This is a genomic window from Paenibacillus mendelii (assembly GCF_024498075.1).
In the GTDB taxonomy this organism is placed as follows: domain Bacteria; phylum Bacillota; class Bacilli; order Paenibacillales; family Paenibacillaceae; genus Paenibacillus_Z; species Paenibacillus_Z mendelii.
The window spans coordinates 33,561-49,084 of the sequence record NZ_JANHOF010000013.1; the positions used below are offsets into that span (position 1 = coordinate 33,561).

Annotated in this window: 17 protein-coding genes and 1 riboswitch; of the genes, 10 read left to right on the forward strand and 7 right to left on the reverse strand. The window is 52.9% G+C overall.

What is annotated here, in order from left to right; genetic code table 11:
* Positions 1-958 precede the first annotated feature (958 nt).
* Positions 959-1,600 (reverse strand): RNA 2',3'-cyclic phosphodiesterase, encoded by a 642-nt coding sequence (gene thpR / locus NNL21_RS27160; RefSeq protein ID WP_204820499.1) that lies wholly within the window; start codon positions 1,598-1,600, stop codon positions 959-961.
* Positions 1,601-2,086: 486 nt separating this feature from the next.
* Between thpR and ssuE the strand changes: the two genes are divergently transcribed.
* The 7 genes from ssuE to NNL21_RS27195 all read left to right on the forward strand — a co-directional run bounded on the left by ssuE (position 2,087) and on the right by NNL21_RS27195 (position 8,140).
* The gene (gene ssuE / locus NNL21_RS27165) at positions 2,087-2,653 is read left to right on the forward strand and encodes an NADPH-dependent FMN reductase (RefSeq protein ID WP_204820500.1); all 567 of its coding nucleotides are present in this window, start codon (positions 2,087-2,089) and stop codon (positions 2,651-2,653) included.
* A gap of 350 nt (positions 2,654-3,003) precedes the next feature.
* Positions 3,004-4,014, forward strand: coding sequence for a sulfonate ABC transporter substrate-binding protein (locus tag NNL21_RS27170; RefSeq protein ID WP_204820501.1), 1,011 nt, complete (start codon positions 3,004-3,006; stop codon positions 4,012-4,014).
* 57 nt (positions 4,015-4,071) lie between these two features.
* Positions 4,072-5,214 (forward strand): FMNH2-dependent alkanesulfonate monooxygenase, encoded by a 1,143-nt coding sequence (gene ssuD / locus NNL21_RS27175; RefSeq protein WP_204820502.1) that lies wholly within the window; start codon positions 4,072-4,074, stop codon positions 5,212-5,214.
* 19 nt (positions 5,215-5,233) lie between these two features.
* Positions 5,234-6,022: an aliphatic sulfonate ABC transporter permease SsuC gene (gene ssuC / locus NNL21_RS27180; protein WP_204820503.1), complete on the forward strand. Its 789-nt coding sequence runs from the start codon at positions 5,234-5,236 to the stop codon at positions 6,020-6,022.
* Positions 5,992-6,942: an ATP-binding cassette domain-containing protein gene (locus NNL21_RS27185; protein WP_204820504.1), complete on the forward strand. Its 951-nt coding sequence runs from the start codon at positions 5,992-5,994 to the stop codon at positions 6,940-6,942. Before ssuC ends, NNL21_RS27185 begins: the two co-directional genes overlap by 31 nt.
* A 54-nt stretch (positions 6,943-6,996) precedes the next feature.
* Positions 6,997-7,131, forward strand: a complete 135-nt coding sequence (locus NNL21_RS27190) for a hypothetical protein (RefSeq protein ID WP_256555509.1) — start codon at positions 6,997-6,999, stop codon at positions 7,129-7,131.
* A gap of 100 nt (positions 7,132-7,231) precedes the next feature.
* Positions 7,232-8,140, forward strand: coding sequence for a helix-turn-helix transcriptional regulator (locus NNL21_RS27195; protein WP_256555510.1), 909 nt, complete (start codon positions 7,232-7,234; stop codon positions 8,138-8,140).
* A 128-nt stretch (positions 8,141-8,268) separates the two neighbouring features.
* Here NNL21_RS27195 and NNL21_RS27200 read toward each other — a convergent pair whose 3' ends face one another.
* Positions 8,269-8,838, reverse strand: a complete 570-nt coding sequence (locus NNL21_RS27200) for a hypothetical protein (RefSeq protein ID WP_204820505.1) — start codon at positions 8,836-8,838, stop codon at positions 8,269-8,271.
* A gap of 385 nt (positions 8,839-9,223) precedes the next feature.
* Positions 9,224-9,414, forward strand: a riboswitch (cyclic di-AMP (ydaO/yuaA leader).
* A gap of 7 nt (positions 9,415-9,421) precedes the next feature.
* Between NNL21_RS27200 and NNL21_RS27205 the strand changes: the two genes are divergently transcribed.
* Positions 9,422-9,823, forward strand: coding sequence for a hypothetical protein (locus NNL21_RS27205; protein WP_256555511.1), 402 nt, complete (start codon positions 9,422-9,424; stop codon positions 9,821-9,823).
* A 106-nt stretch (positions 9,824-9,929) separates the two neighbouring features.
* Here NNL21_RS27205 and NNL21_RS27210 read toward each other — a convergent pair whose 3' ends face one another.
* Positions 9,930-10,544 carry a PH domain-containing protein gene (locus NNL21_RS27210; RefSeq protein WP_204820506.1) on the reverse strand — a complete coding sequence of 205 codons (615 nt, stop codon included), beginning with the start codon at positions 10,542-10,544 and terminating at the stop codon, positions 9,930-9,932.
* 86 nt (positions 10,545-10,630) lie between these two features.
* A complete protein-coding gene (locus tag NNL21_RS27215) occupies positions 10,631-12,019 on the reverse strand; it encodes a hypothetical protein (RefSeq protein WP_204820507.1) in 1,389 nt (462 codons plus the stop codon).
* Positions 12,020-12,293: 274 nt separating this feature from the next.
* Here NNL21_RS27215 and NNL21_RS27220 point away from each other — a divergent pair, with 274 nt between their 5' ends.
* Together NNL21_RS27220 and copZ are read left to right on the forward strand one after the other, a co-directional pair.
* A complete protein-coding gene (locus NNL21_RS27220) occupies positions 12,294-12,641 on the forward strand; it encodes a metal-sensitive transcriptional regulator (protein WP_373567604.1) in 348 nt (115 codons plus the stop codon).
* A gap of 17 nt (positions 12,642-12,658) precedes the next feature.
* Positions 12,659-12,859, forward strand: a complete 201-nt coding sequence (copZ, locus tag NNL21_RS27225; protein WP_204820508.1) for a copper chaperone CopZ — start codon at positions 12,659-12,661, stop codon at positions 12,857-12,859.
* A gap of 235 nt (positions 12,860-13,094) precedes the next feature.
* Here copZ and NNL21_RS27230 read toward each other — a convergent pair whose 3' ends face one another.
* The 3 genes from NNL21_RS27230 to NNL21_RS27240 form a co-directional block, all read right to left on the reverse strand.
* The gene (locus NNL21_RS27230) at positions 13,095-13,811 is read right to left on the reverse strand and encodes a PspA/IM30 family protein (RefSeq protein WP_204820509.1); all 717 of its coding nucleotides are present in this window, start codon (positions 13,809-13,811) and stop codon (positions 13,095-13,097) included.
* A 64-nt stretch (positions 13,812-13,875) separates the two neighbouring features.
* The gene (locus tag NNL21_RS27235; protein WP_204820510.1) at positions 13,876-14,100 is read right to left on the reverse strand and encodes a PspC domain-containing protein; all 225 of its coding nucleotides are present in this window, start codon (positions 14,098-14,100) and stop codon (positions 13,876-13,878) included.
* Positions 14,101-14,402: 302 nt separating this feature from the next.
* Complete coding sequence (locus NNL21_RS27240; protein ID WP_204820511.1) at positions 14,403-15,203, reverse strand: hypothetical protein; 801 nt, start codon at positions 15,201-15,203, stop codon at positions 14,403-14,405.
* Positions 15,204-15,524: the final 321 nt, after the last annotated feature.

Genomic DNA, 15,524 nt, shown 5'->3' on the forward strand with positions numbered 1-15,524 from the left:
AAAGTGGCCTAACAGAAAGAGAAACGGTGGTTAGGAGGCCCTGTAAGTCCAGAAAAGGGCGTTACAGCGAAGGAAACCCAGCCCATAGTGGTGCTCTTTGCAGCTGTAACGCCCAAAAGTGGCCTAACAGAGAGAGAAGCGGTGGTTAGGAGGCCCTGTAAGTCCAGAAAAGGGCGTTACAGCGAAGGAAACCCAGCCCATGGTGGTGCTCCCTGCAGCTGTAACGCCCAAAAGTGGCCTAACAGAGAGAGAAGCGGTGGTTCCGAGGCCCTGTAAGACCAAAAAAGGCGTTACAGCGAAGGAAACCCAGCCCATAGTGGTGCTCTTTGCAGCTGTAACGCCCAAAAGTGGCCTAACAGAGAGAGAAGCGGTGGTTCGGAGGCCCTGTAAGACCAGAAAAGGGCGTTACAGCGAAGGAAACCCAGCCCATAGTGGTGCTCTTTGCAGCTGTAACGCCCAAAAGTGTCCTAACAGAAAGTGAAGCGGTGGTTCGGAGGCCCTGTGAGACCAAAAAAGGGCGTTACAGCGAAGGAAACCCAGCCCGTGGTGGTGCTCCCGCAGTTGTAACGCCCAAAAACGGTCTAACAGAGAAAGCTCAGCGCTGCCGAGAGCCCTGTAAGACCAAAAAAGGGCGTTACAGCGTAGGAAACGCGGACCGCAGCTGCAGATCGGCAGCCGGTCCATATTTTTTAAGAAAATGTTAAGAATAGTAGAGTCTAATGATTAAGAACTCCCGCGTACAGTAAGAATATCTAATACAGATACTTACGAACGGGGGAATCCTATCATGCTGCAGGGAGCATTTCTTGTTGGTAGCAGTTTGTTTCTAGGATGCGTGCTTTATTGCGCAGATAAGCGGGTCATTCGTGGCCGATTCGTTGTTCTATGGGTCACAGTCGCTCTCGTTAACGTGGGGGCAGCGATTATGCCATTATTGTCTTCCGTAATCTAGCCAGCGTTAGGGTTGATCCGCAGCGTCTCTCCCAAAGGAAAAGCGGGATACCGCCTCGTACATGGGCGGACGATTCAGATGACTCCTATATAGTACGAGATCCGTTACTGTCCAGCGGAGAGGAGCTCCATCTGCGGTCACGGGAACTTCGCAGCGTTCAAGCATCCAGGGCTCGAACGGCACGGAGCTCCTGTATTCGCGGGCCAGCGTCAGATGGGGATGGTAAGGCCTGCTCTCAGGCTCGTAACCGAGTGGTGTTAAAGCCATTGAGATGCGCTTACTTAGCTGATGCAGCGTTTCTAGCTCGCCGCCGACTCCAGCCCATAGGACGGATGGCTTGCCGGGGCGGCCGAAGGTGCCCGGTGCTTCAATGGATAAGGCAAAGGGTTCGGACAAGTCCGCAGCTTGGCGGAGCTCTCGTTCGATTGCCGCTATCCTTTCGCCTGAGGTGTCTCCAAGAAACTGAAGGGTAATGTGAAGATCATCGGCATGGGCCCATCTCTTGAATGGAAGCTCACGTAATTTAGCCTCACACCATGCGGAGACGGCGGCTTTGAAATGGGATGGCAATGAGACTGCGACAAACAGACGTTGTGTGGTATCGGCCATATGGGTGTTGTAACGCTCCTTCTCTTCAACAGTGTGCAAAACAGGTGCACCGAAGCACTGAATTCTAATGTACCCCATTTTCCATTACCATATCATGGATCCGTCAGGTTGTGACAGAGCAGGAGTGCCTAGGCGTGTTGAGGCGAGTCATTCACTGTGTTTTTAATTCATAGTTGACAGATGGGAATACTTTATTTATACTCAGATTATCAACAATCAGGTATGCGGGAAAATGTTGCTGAGCGATAAGAAGGAAGCCGGCTGTACCGATACTTTCGCAAGAAAGATCGTATACGTGGCGGCTTCCTCCGCATTCCGCAGAAGGCAAGTGGACCAACCAGTTGCAAAAGAACAAAGAACGATGAGGGATACGCGACTCAACGCGATCTCAACTACACATAATCACCTATACGAACAATAGGCAGGACGGACGTCTGGACAACCGGAGACCTTCCCCATTCCTTAACACGGAGCGGCGGGAGGTCTCTTTTTATTTTTATAAAATCATATTGGAGTGTGGAATGTATGCCCAAAGCTGTCATCATCTCAGGAAACCCCAATGCCGTGTCGCGTTTGAATGGCATTCTGGAACATGTCACCGGTACACTCGCGTCCCTCGGCTGGAGCGTCACGCAGCTACCCGTAGCGAACCTTCCGGCAGAGGATTTGATTTTAGCCCGCTGGGATTCTCCGGCTATTGTGGAAGCCAACCGGACCGTCGCCGATGCCGACGCGATCATTATTGCCAGCCCGGTTTATAAAGCGTCGTATACAGGCGTGTTGAAAACCTATTTGGATCTCCTCCCGCAAAAAGGTCTCGAGGGCAAGGTCATCCTTCCCTTGTTCATCGGCGGTACGATTGCCCACCTGCTATCCATCGATTATGCGCTGAAGCCTGTCTTGTCTGCCCTTTATGCCCGTCATATCGAGGCTGGAGTATTCGCAGTCGATTCGCAAATTACGAAGGCGGACGATGGCGGTTTCGTCCTACAAGAGGAATTATCGAATCGGCTGGATGCGGCAGTGGGCGCTTTTGTTCAAGCGGCGGTGCTGTTCACTCCGCAGACAGTGCCGGAAGAGGCGGTAATTTAACAAACAGCCAATACTTCCGAAGCAAGCTTGCTCTAACCGTTCCTTCGGCAGCAGAAATCCCACAAACCTATGGCTTATGCTTCTGAAGCAAGCTTGCTCTAACCGTTCCTTTGGAAACGGAAATCCCACAAACTTTTGGTTTATGCTTCTGAAGCAAGTCAGCTCTAACCGCTCCTTCGGCAGCGGAAATCCCACAAACTTTTGGCTTATGCTTCCGAAGCAAGCTTGCTCAAACCGCTCCTTCGGAAGCGGAAAACCCACAAACTTTTGGCTTATGCTTCCGAAGCAAGTTTGCTCTAACCGCTCCTTCGGAAGCGGAAAACCCACAAACTTTTAGGAGGTTAATGACGATGACAGACCGGTCGCATCGCACGCTGTATGTAACGTTGATGGCTATTATTGCTTTTACCATGCTGCTGGCGGGCTGCGCTTCAACCAAGGAAGCAGATAAACCGGGTGAACCCGTAAGCGCTAATGCCGACAAGGACGAATCCGCCGGCCAATCGAAGAATGTCCGCATCGGGTTCCAAAAATACGGCACGGTCAACATTCTGAAGGCGCAAGAAACGCTGGAGAAGCGCTTGGAGTCAGATGGCTATAAAGTGACGTGGACGGAGTTCCCGGGCGGGCCGCAGCTGCTCGAGGCTCTCAACATCGGCAGCATTGATATCGGCCATACGGGCGAGGCGCCTCCGATCTTCGCTCAAGCCGCGGGCGCGCCGCTTGTCTATCTCGCGCACGAGCCGGCCAGTCCGGCCAGCGAAGGCATTCTTGTTCCCAAGGACTCCGTGATCAAATCCGTCGCGGATTTGAAAGGAAAGAAAGTCGCTCTGAACAAGGGCTCCAACGTGCATTATTTGCTCGTGAAGGCCTTGGAGAAAGCAGGCGTCCAATACGAGGACATCACGACCGTCTTCCTGCCTCCGGGCGATGCACGCGTTGCCTTCGAGAATGGAAGCGTGGATGCCTGGGTCATCTGGGATCCGTTCCTCGCGGCAGCACAGACGGCAACGGGCGGGACCTTGTTGACGGATGGCAAGGATCTGGTTGCCAACCATGAGTTTTATTTGGCCTCCCGGTCTTACGCGGAGAACAACCAGTCTGTCATTGACGCACTGAAGGAAGAGCTTAACAACGTGGATGAGTGGGCGAAGACGCATCAGAAGGAAGTGGCGGAGATTCTATCGCCGCAGCTTGGTATCGATATCCCTTCTCTAGAGCTCGCCTCGGGCCGCCGCGCTTATGGCTTGCAGCCGATTGACGATGCCGTCATCGAGGCACAGCAGAAGATTGCCGATGCTTTCTTTGCGCTCGAGCTTATTCCAACAGAAATCCAAGTGAAGGATGCCACGTTAAAATAACGCTTCGCCTCATGAATCATTAAGCCGATTAACGAAATAACGGGAGGATGAAAGGCTATGGAAGTATTTTGGTTTATTCCGACGCATGGAGACGGAAGGTACCTCGGCAGCAGCAAGGGCGCCCGCGCCGTAGATGACGCTTATACCAGACAGATTGCGCAGGCGGCCGACAGGCTGGGCTTCGGCGGGGTTCTCATTCCGACAGGCAGCTCCTGCGAGGATGCTTGGGTCGTGGCTTCTTCTCTCATACCTGTGACGACGAAGCTGAAATTTCTGGTTGCGGTCCGGCCGGGCTTGATGTCCCCGACGCTGGCTGCCCGGATGGCCTCGACGTTCGACCGTTTATCCGGCGGGCGTCTGCTCGTCAACGTCGTGACCGGAGGCGATCCTGTTGAACTGGCGGCCGACGGCTTGTTCTTGGATCATGATGCGCGCTATGACCTGACCTCGGAGTTTCTGGAGGTATGGAGGAGAGAGCTTGCGGGTGAGACGGTTGATTATGACGGACAGCATATCCGGGTGGAGGGCGGCAAGGTGCTCTATCCGCCCGTACAAGGACCATATCCGCCACTATACTTTGGCGGATCGTCTGCAGCAGCGCATGATGTGGCGGCCGATCATATCGACGTTTATCTGACGTGGGGAGAGCCTCCCGCCGAGGTCGCGGCCAAAATCGCAAAAGTACGCAAGCTGGCCGCAGAACGGGGCAGGGAGGTCCGCTTTGGCATCCGGCTGCATGTCATTGTGCGGGAGACCGAGGAGGAAGCGTGGGCAGCTGCCGATGACTTGATCAAGTATGTGGATGACGAGACGATCGCCGCAGCACAGAAGGTATTCGCGCGGTTTGATTCGGTAGGCCAGAAACGGATGGCCAATCTGCACCGCGGCGACCGCTCCGCGCTTGAGATCTCGCCGAATCTGTGGTCGGGCATCGGGCTCGTTCGCGGCGGTGCTGGAACCGCCTTGGTCGGCGATCCAGGGACCGTGGCCGAGCGGATGCGCGAATATGCCGACCTCGGGATCGAGACGTTCATCTTCTCGGGTTATCCGCATCTGGAGGAAGCCTACCGCGTGGCTGATCTGCTGTTTCCTCATTTGCCTCTCGAGCACAAACAGTCGACGGGACCGACGTCAACGAGCCCGTTTGGCGAGCTGATCGCGAATCAAATCAAACCGTCCGAGCGGACACCAGTCAGTTAATCGCAGGGAGGTGCCTGTTATGAGCGAAGGAAACAAGACGGCCTTCTGGTCCCGGTACGGCTTACCATGGCTGCTGCCTGTGCTGCTGATTGTCCTCTGGCAGCTGCTTGGCAGCGCAGGGATGATTGCGGACCGCATCCTGCCAACTCCGTTATCGATAGCGAAGGCGGCTGTACGCTTGAGCGAGAGCGGCCAGCTGCTGCAGTATGTCGGTGTCAGCACGCAGCGGGCTTTGATCGGATTCATCATTGGAGGCGGCATTGGGTTCGTGCTCGGGTTCCTGAACGGGATCGTGCCGCTGGCAGAGAAGCTGACCGATACAAGCGTGCAGATGATTCGCAACATTCCGCATTTGGCGCTCATTCCGCTCGTCATTCTCTGGTTCGGCATCGGTGAGGAAGCCAAAATCTTTATCGTGGCGCTTGGCGTCGCATTCCCGATTTACTTGAATACCCTGCACGGGATAAGGTCTGTCGATTCGGGTCTCGTAGAGATGGGGCGAACCTATGGCTTAAACGGGTGGGAGCTGTTTCGCAAAATTATTCTGCCCGGAGCGCTGCCCTCCATCTTGGTCGGCGTGCGCTTCGCGCTCGGCATTATGTGGATATCCTTGATCGTAGCTGAGACGATATCATCCGATGCAGGGATCGGCTATATGGCGATGAACGCCCGTGAGTTTATGCAGATGGATGTCGTCGTCCTAAGTATTCTGCTGTATGCGCTGCTCGGCAAGCTGTCCGATTGGCTTGCCAAACGTATGGAAAGGAGCTGGCTGAAATGGCATCCTCATTACCGGCACAATCCGTAGACGAATCTGCAGACGACCCGAGGCGTGCTGCGAAGGCGGCCGCGAAGCCGGCTGCGCCCAGCCGGAATAGCGCAGAAGACGTGATCCATCGCAAAGTGACCAGAAAACCGGAAGATGCAGAAAGCTTGGAGCGAGTGTCAGAGGAGCAGGAGAGTGCTTCTAGATCGGCCTCGGGATCAACGGTGACGGTGCGCGGCGGTACTGTACGCTTCGGTGAGAAGATCGTACTGGAAAGCTTGGAGCTATCGATCCGTTCTGGTGAATTCCTGGTCGTAGTCGGTCGAAGCGGCTGCGGAAAGAGCACGCTTCTTCGGCTGATTGCCGGGCTGGAGAAGCCTGTTTCCGGTTCGGTCAGCTTCGACGGCAAGCCATCCTCCGGACTGCGCTCCGATGTTCGGATCATGTTCCAGGACGCAAGGCTGCTGCCGTGGAAGTCCGTATTGGACAACGTGCGCATCGGCGTTCCTGACGGTGACCGGGATAAGGCGCTGGAAGCGCTGCAGCTCGTTGGCCTTGCTGAACGTGCAAGCGAGTGGCCATCCGTGCTCTCCGGCGGGCAGCGTCAACGTGTGGCGCTGGCCAGAGCGCTAGCAAGCAGCCCGAGGCTGCTGCTTCTGGATGAACCGCTCGGTGCGCTGGACGCCCTGACACGGATCGAGATGCAGCAGCTCATCGAGCGGCTGTGGCGGGAGCGGGGGTTTACCGCCGTATTGGTTACTCATGACGTCAGTGAAGCGGTGGCGCTCGCCGACCGGGTGATACTGGTGGAACAGGGCGGAATTACGCTGGATACGGATATTGCGCTTTCCCGCCCGCGAGAGCATGACAGCGGCTTTGCCCACTACGAGAAGCTTATTCTGGATCGTGTCTTGACGACTCGGACGGATACAGGGGGAACGGACGGTAGCTACACGATATAAGCTGCAAATCCCTTTATTGAGTGTGCATTGGCCCATGCAGGAGAAGAGGCAGACATGGGAAACTTATTCAATTACAAGAAGGCTGCGACGGTTATTCCGCGCAGCCTCTTTGTCATGGGCTCATCAGGCCGGCATGGCGATCTCTATAGATTCGCGCCCTTTCTTCATCTGGTACGTAGAACGTACTAGTGCCGATAAACGCTTCCCCGTGGAAGATAAGACGATAAAAAATATCAAAAATGACGGAATAAAGGCTGTTACGCTAGTAACAAGCCAAAGTAAGCAACCAATGAACAAGCGAAGGGTGAACGAAGTGAGCTACAGCCAGTACGTTGCCATGATACGCAGATCGCTCGATTACATCGAGAGGCATATGACCCAGCGGATCACGTTGAAGGAGCTATCCAAGCAGGCCGTGTTTTCGAACGCCCAGTTTTACCGCATTTTCAACAGCATGGTGGGATTCACGGTGGCGGACTATACACGGCGGAGACGATTAACGCGTGCCGCGCTGGATCTCATTCATACGGATAAGCGGATCCTTGACATCGCCTTCGAATACCGCTTTCAGTCTCAAGAAGCGTTCACCCGCGCATTCAAAAAATTGTTCACGATGACCCCTGGTGAGTACCGCAAGTATTCAACAACATTAATTCATGAAGGAGGAACGCAGATGTTCATGAAATCAGTGCCCCAGGGCTGGACGGTTACAGGGCAGAACCCCGAAGCTTACGAGGTGGCCACCGATCGTAAGGTCGTCCATCACGGCCGTGCAGCCGGGCGCTTGCGGTCGAAGAATGGAGATAACCAAGGGTTCGTCACCTTGATGCAGATGTTCAATGCGCAAGAATACCGGAGTAAGCGGCTCAAATGTACAGCATTCATCAAATCCGATCAAGTATGCGGATGGGCGGGATTGTGGATGCGTGTCGATCATGAGAATGGGGACATGCTGCGGTTCGATAACATGCAAAGCCGCCCCATCCAAGGAACGTTGGATTGGAATCAGTACGAGGTGATCTTGGACATTCCCGCAGACAGCGGGGCAATTGCGTTCGGCATTCTGCTTAGCGGCGGCGGAAGTGTATGGGTGGACGGATTCCGGTTCGACATCGTGGATGAACGGGTGCCGACAACGGACAGCAAGGCCGAAGAGGCGCTTCCCTTGCATCCGATGAATTTGGATTTTGAAGCATAAAGATACGAGGCTTGCCTAAATGGAATGGAACGAATTCCTGCGGACCGAGCGATAGAAGGAAGAAGGGGACCCGGTAAACGGGTTCTTCTTGTATCTATACGAACGCGTATGTAAGGTCAATGGGCCTGCTACAACACGGCAAAATAAGCGCGAGAGATGCGAAAGAGACGATCCACATCTTGCCCGGAGCCCGTACCGTATCGTACGCCTAGCTGCGTGCCCAGCACGGTCGGTTGTGCTTGAACGCTCGATGATTCGTACCCGCCTGCCGGGTGATTGCCGTGGTCATAGCTGTGAGAGCTGGCGGGCAGGATGCCGGAACCGATGGCAACCGGGAAGGAAGCCCCGAATTGAGCCGTCCCCATCAACATCTTGCTCTGCAGCCGGGATCTCAAATCCGACAACGTCAGCGATGTCAGCTCGATCTGGGACGCTTCCCATGATAATTGACGATGGCTCAGCATCGTAAGTGCTTCGGTAATGGGCATTCTTCTTAGCGTATATAGAAAAGAAGCCCAATGCATAAAATCGAAATGAGGGTCGCCGACTGACATGATGCCCTCGCCCCAGCCGGTTTGTCCACCGCATGTAAGCTTGAGCAGACCATAGCGACAGTCCTCCAGCACGCCTCTCTCCTCATGCTCGCAGAGCTGAATATCGAATTGAAACAGCTCAATTCCACATAATCGATTGTTCATCAGGCCATTCTCTCCTCATTCCGGTATCCCCCGCGCCTTCTCGCGTTGGGGTCGTAGCATATTCCGAATATTACGCTACCGCATAAGGTTTGTAAAACAACGGTATCGTGAATTTGAGCCGAAATATGAAAGTTAAGGCGATTATCACGGATTGGACTGGCAAAAAGGTGGTTTTTCTTGGTTGCAGCGGGTCCGCCCGCAATCGCACGAGCTCATTTGAACAATATACCATAATGATTGTAGAGGGAGAAAGAACGAGAATAAGTGAGATTTTGGAAGCGATGGACGGAGCAGTGCAGAAAATATATCAGAAATCGTCCGATTGCATCTTTACAACGATATTCAGCGGGCGTACGATACGAGTATTGATTGGTCTTACAACATTAGATTCAAATCGCTGAGTTTCCGTAAGGGAAACGGGGGAACCGATACAGTGAGGATGGCTCGCGTTGCACAGCTATTCCTCATGAGGGGTGAATTCCGAAGAGACGCGTCATGCGTCGTACATCTTCAGATAGGGCGACTCTCGCGCCCGAATCCGTCAGCTAACCTCGTAAGCGTATGAAGAGAGGCGGACAGAACTGTGAATAAGGATGAAATGGTACTCGTGTCGGCACCGAATGCAGCCGGAGAAGCTTTTATCCAGCTGTTGAAGTGGAAGGGGATTCGGTATGCCGCGATCGTCAATAACCGGAATGAATATGAACGGATGCTTGCGATCGGGGTGTCGCAGATCGTAACGGTCAACACGAACGAGGAGAAAACGTGGATCGTGCCGGAGATGCCAATCGGCAATATCTACTTATTCGAGAAAAGTCTTAATTTATGCTGCCGCTACCTTCAAATTTGCCGTAGCTGGACGTCGGATCCGGTATACGTAGTGACGCATAGCATGCAGCCACGGCTCGTCTATAAAGGGCTCGGCGCCAACTACATTATCCACTCGCACGGCCGGGATTTATCCCTTCTGCTTAAAGAAAGCTAGAGCTCCGATTGCAAGCAAGAACAAACCCGGCCCAGGTAACCCTGGGCCGGGTTTGTCGCATCGAGCGGAAATCACGGCTTATAGAAATGACGAATGATTAAATTGGTTAATGGTTTATGTACCGCTCGAATACGGTTGCGAAGTCTTTCACCTGATACTGCTTATGGGCGTCGACGAGCCAATTAAAGGCGGACTGGTTAAGCTCGTTAAACTGCTGGGCCAAATGAAATTCGGCTCTATCAATGCTGCTTAAGTTGGAACGGGCGAGCTCCAGGCTTTGCATGGCATACTGATGCGAAGTCTCGTTCTCCTGTGCAATCTCGGCGATGCGGATGATCGCCTTGTACAAGTCCTTCACCTCCTCGATGTGCTTCTTGTGCACATCGATCGAGAAAGGCGTATTTCCAATCGTGAATTTGATTTCGACGTCTAGGTCTACGGTCCCTGCGGTTTCCAGCGCGACGTTGGAAATTCGATTGGTCCTGTAGCTGTAGCGGCTCAGCGTGCGCTTCTTGCTGACCGCGCTCGTTCCATTCAGATGAATGAGCGCTTGGTTGGTGAAGCAGTACTCATCAGCCTTGGATTTGATGAGGAAGTAAATCTTCTCATTATCCTCATGCATCACATAGTCGTCTGCATCCACTTTGTCGTAATTTTCCGGTCGGATGACCGCGCCGACATCGCTCAAGCCGAGCAGATCGGCTGCCACTTTTCCAAACATGCCATCAAGCCTCCAGGTAGGATCGATTATGAACCTCTACCATAATAGCCTTGGAGTATGCCGAATATGTCAGGTGCGCAGCAGTCTTATTTGAAATCGTCGCCTGTCAAGTAATTATGGAACGGGCGGTCGACCCAGAATGTATAAGTGCTGATTTTGATCTCCGGATCGATTTTCTTGAAGCCGGCTACGATCGCCTCGGAATCCTTGTTCAGCGAGAACGATTGCGCATAGTACGATCCGCTGCCGGTAATCTTGTTATTGGTAATGACGTCATAGTTCTTCAGCTCGCTGAGGGAATAGTACAGCGGCTGCCACCAGGAACCGGCGATTAATCCGGATACATCGTCGCTGTTCTTCTTCGCGTATTTCAGAACGACGGGCTGGAACCGTTCTTTATCGGCTGTGTTCTTAAATTCGAAGGCGATGTCATATTCTTTCGCAGAGGCGATAAAGTTGCCGTTCGCCAGCTTCTTGTACTGGTAGTCACTTGATGGCGTTGGCTCGCCCCATTCGCGCAGGTGCACGAAGGCGGATGTCTTGGGCTCGAATTGCACGTTTGCTTCAATGCCCTCACTGCGAAGCAGTCCAATGAGTTGGATGGCATGCTTGAGGTCGGAATGGCCATATGTGATGGTTAAGGAATCGACGAAATTGGAATCGAAACGGCGATCCTTCAAGTTATAGCCGGTGACGAGCCCTTGCTCCAAAGCGCCGTTCACAACCGCTTCCAGCTCGGGAGCGACGATGATGTCAGAAGTTTGATACGCGTCGGTAAGCTTGGCGTAGATCGTGTGATCTGAGGTCTTCCCGATATAATGCTTGTATTGACCCTTGGCCTCCAGCACCCGACCGAGCAGCTGCTCGGCAAATGCCTTCGACGCAGGCTGGTTCAGCTTTAATTCCCCATATAGGGCTGGATCGATGAGTCCCGCATCCTTGGCTGCAGCAATTTCCTGCGCGGCCGCAAGCGATGTAAAATCCTCCACGCGAAGCGCAAGCGAAGCAAGCGACTGGCTTACTTTTTCCTTCGGATAAGAGTAAGCGAGTTCCTTCAGATCCGCTGCTTTAACGGCAATAAAGACAGCTTGCAGCGCGGTAAGCGGTTGTTCCGCCGCTACGCTCTTGGAGGTTAGAATGCCCTGTTGGTATAAGGCGACGGCTGCTGTATAGGAAGGGCTGGATGATGTGAGATCATGGAATGTAACGGCTGCTTTATCACCATCTGGCGCAAAGACCAGAATGCGCGCAACGGCTTGGATGAAATCGCCTCTAGTAGGAGAGTCCGTGAGCAGGAGCCCGAACTTCTCTTGAAGAAAAAGCGTATAATCGTCCTTCGTTTGATGAAGAGCGACTGGAGAGGCTGATGCCTGCTCAGATGCCCCGAATATGGCCGGAGCCGGCGCTGCAAGAAGTAAAGAGACGGATAAGGCGGCTGCGAGCAGTCCTTTTGGTGCGGAAATGAGTTTGAACATAAGTAGTATCCCTCCGATAAAAGTTGTTCTAATTCCGAGTGAATATGTATGAATTGTTTAGTGAATTCTACCATCAGGCAAATTGAGCTGTCAATAGGATGTTAACTTGCCGTATGTAAGCGCAGGAATATGAATGTCTCCTATTAATGAGGGATATAATGAAGCATACTTGTTAGGGTAATGAGGGATCGTCTAAGATAAGGGAGATGGATGAATTCCTTGTTGACATACCCACGGGGGGTATTGTATATTTAATGCATGAGGTGAGCACCCTATGACAATGGATAATGTCCACGAACAACCGGAGCCCCATTGCTGTGACAGCTCTGACACCGGCGCCGGTGTTAGAACGAGTCACCATTCCGATAAGACGAAGGCTAATCTCATATCCCGTCTGAATCGGATTGAAGGTCAGATTAGAGGGGTAAAGGGGCTTATTGAAAGAGATACCTACTGTGATGATGTGCTCAATCAGATCGCCGCGATTCAATCCGCACTGAATGGCGTGGGCAAGCTGCTTCTGGAAGGCCACATGAAGAGCTGCGTGATTGAACGGATTCAGTCGGGCGATGAAGAAGTGATCGACGAGCTGCTAATAACGGTCAAGAAATTAATGAAATAAACAGGAGGATGAAGACAATGGAAAACCAAACACTCAAAGTAGAGGGCATGTCCTGCGGGCACTGCGTTACATCGATTGAAGGAGCGGTTAAGAAGCTTGGCGCTTCCGCCAAAGTCGACCTGGCCAGCAAAGCGGTATCAGTTCAGTATGACAATTCGAAGGTATCCCTGAATGCGATTAAAGAAGCCATCGAGGATCAAGGCTACAATATTGTGTAACGTAACGGCTGCAGCCGTTATGGCGATCAGCTCATCTTTGGGCGTGTTGAATGTGCCGCGTCTTCAGCGAATAAAACGTGCGGTACACCGAATTCGAACGCAGCCGTACGCTTAAGAAGACAGCCTCACCGCAGCTAATGCCGCGGTGAGGCTGTCTTGGTTCAAGGATAGGAACGTATATGCCAGGAGAAGAATTGAGTTTTTTCTCCCGGTATACCGTCGCCTTTCCTTGCCGTTATTCTGATGGCATCCGTTTGCGAAGCTGCTCCAGCTGCTCGGCAATCAGCTGTTCCTTAGCCGGGTCGGCAGGAGCGGCGGATTGCGGCGCTGCACCATAGGAAGGATAAGCCGACGAAGATCCGTAGGGCTTTGAATTCGCATGCCCTGCAAGATCGAGACGGGCTTCCCATTGCATAATTTTCTCTTCCATACGCTGGAAGCCGCGTGAAGCCAAACCGCCGTCCAGCGTATGACCGCTGCTGAAGTTAGGCATGGAGGTTTTGGATTTTGCCTCCGCTTGCTGCACGCGGTTTATCAGCTCATTGCGTTTCTTCTGCATGGACTCGAATTCGGCTTTGGCTGCTTCGAGCTTGCTCACCAGCTCTGCAGAGCGGATAACCGCACTGTTGTACCACTCCTGATGGGTCGCTGCTTTCTCGGCATGATGCAGCTTCACTGCCAAAGCCTCGCGGGCTTCGGCTTCACGGCCGCCAGCCAGTGCCTCGAATGCCTTCGTCTCATACAGCTCAGCCAATCTTGCGCTTTCGTCAGATTGCAGCTTTAACCCTCTAACTGCTGCATCCTGCTTGACGATTTCCTGCTGCAGCTCTTCAATCTCATTCTGCATGTTGCGGACGTATTGATTCATCATCATAACCGGGTCTTCAAGCTTCTCCAACAATTCGTGTGCGGCCGCTTTCGTTATGTTCATCATTCTGGCTAGTATGCTCATTATCAAACATCTCCTCGATATGGTTTATGGATTTCGTATACCCGTTAGTAGTGGTTGCTTCTTGTTAATAGTGATAAGGATTATCCTTGTAGAACCCTTCAATCCCAGGCTCCTTCGGAATGACGATTGCGGCGATAATATAGATCATCAGCACGGTCCCAAGGCTGAACACTCCGCCGATAACCATTGCCAACCGGACGATGGTCGAATCAATGCCGAAGTAGGCAGCCAATCCCCCGCATAAACCAGTCAATTTACTATCAGTTCGTGAGCGGTATAATTTATTCATATCCAATCTCTCCTTTGTAGGCTGAACGTTTATTTCGAAATTCCCCGGGTGCATCTCGCCTTGTCTATGTCTTTATTGTATAGGGTGCTGAAGGTTGTCGAAACAGTCCCGCGACTGTTCTTGACGCTAGGCTTAAGGCGGGGAGGGGGTAAGACCTCAGTCCCCACGGCCTGTCGCCAGGCGCGTTGATCAAGGGAATAAGAGCAGCGCAAAACACAAAAAAGACCGCAGCCGCGGGTCACAGCGGACCGTAAGCATGCAGCCTCTCCATCGGAATGCGGAAAGCAGTTGTTGCCCTGTGATCAGGTTGCTTTGTTCTGCAGTTTGTCGCGCATGGCGTCCCTCTGCTCTGCAGTCAGCTTCGGGCAGGTGTAGCAATAGACGCCGTCTACCTGGCAGTAATACATGCAGCAGGAGGAGCGGATAATGACTTTCTTGTCCGGATAGTAGGGACTATCCACATAACGGGGATTGTGGCTGAACGGATTTTTTCGCCGGTCAAATACTTCCGGGCCGTCGAGCTCCGTCTGTACCTTGTAGTCACGATTGAACCGGTCTTGTACAGACGAACTTGGAACATTATCGCGCACATAGTCCAGCAGACTGCAAGTGCGGGCGCCATACTGGTTCCACAGCAAGCTGGGCATGACTCCCGCGCTCTTGGCGGCAGTGTGGATGACAGGCAGAACGGTTGTCTTATAAAAGGCGGTTAGCTCCTGTTGTACGAACGCTTCTCTGCGCTCGTCGTCGGCAGGTACATCGATCCAACGAATCTCATGAATGCGGAAATGGGAAAGCGGATACTTGCCGGAAAGCTCGATCTGGAACGTCAAGTTGGAGAGGGACAGGTCAAGCAGCCGGTTATGCTGGGCGAGCACGACTTGTACAGCCGCACACAAATTGTATATCGACAAGCCGATGAAGGAGGCTGGCAGCTCCTGTGAGGTGGCTCGCAGCAATTCGCCGCTAAGCGCAAGTGTTCGTTTCATATGCCCAGGCATGAGCAGGTCCGCGGCCGGTATTGCATAGACAGGATTTGCGGCACCACTCAGAGATACGTGGCAATAGGATTCTATAAGCGATAAGTCCATTGAGGGATCCAAAGAGGTAAGCCTCCTTATATACAGCCTGCAGGCGCACCTCGGGCTGCTGTAATAAGCTGTCATAAACCTATACCATCATGTTTGCGTCGCGCCGATGCGCCTGCAAGGGCGCTAGTCGAATAGATAAGGATGGTGAGGAGGTTGAACTTTAATGAGAATGATTATCATAGTTGCATGGAACATCATAAGTGAATCATGGTGCAATGTCAATGGGTGGTCTCAGAGTATGACACGGGCCCACCACCTAACCGATACGTAAGACATCCCCTACTCCGCCCGAACATGAAGTCTGCAAGTTAAACACGGGGCACGGACTACGAA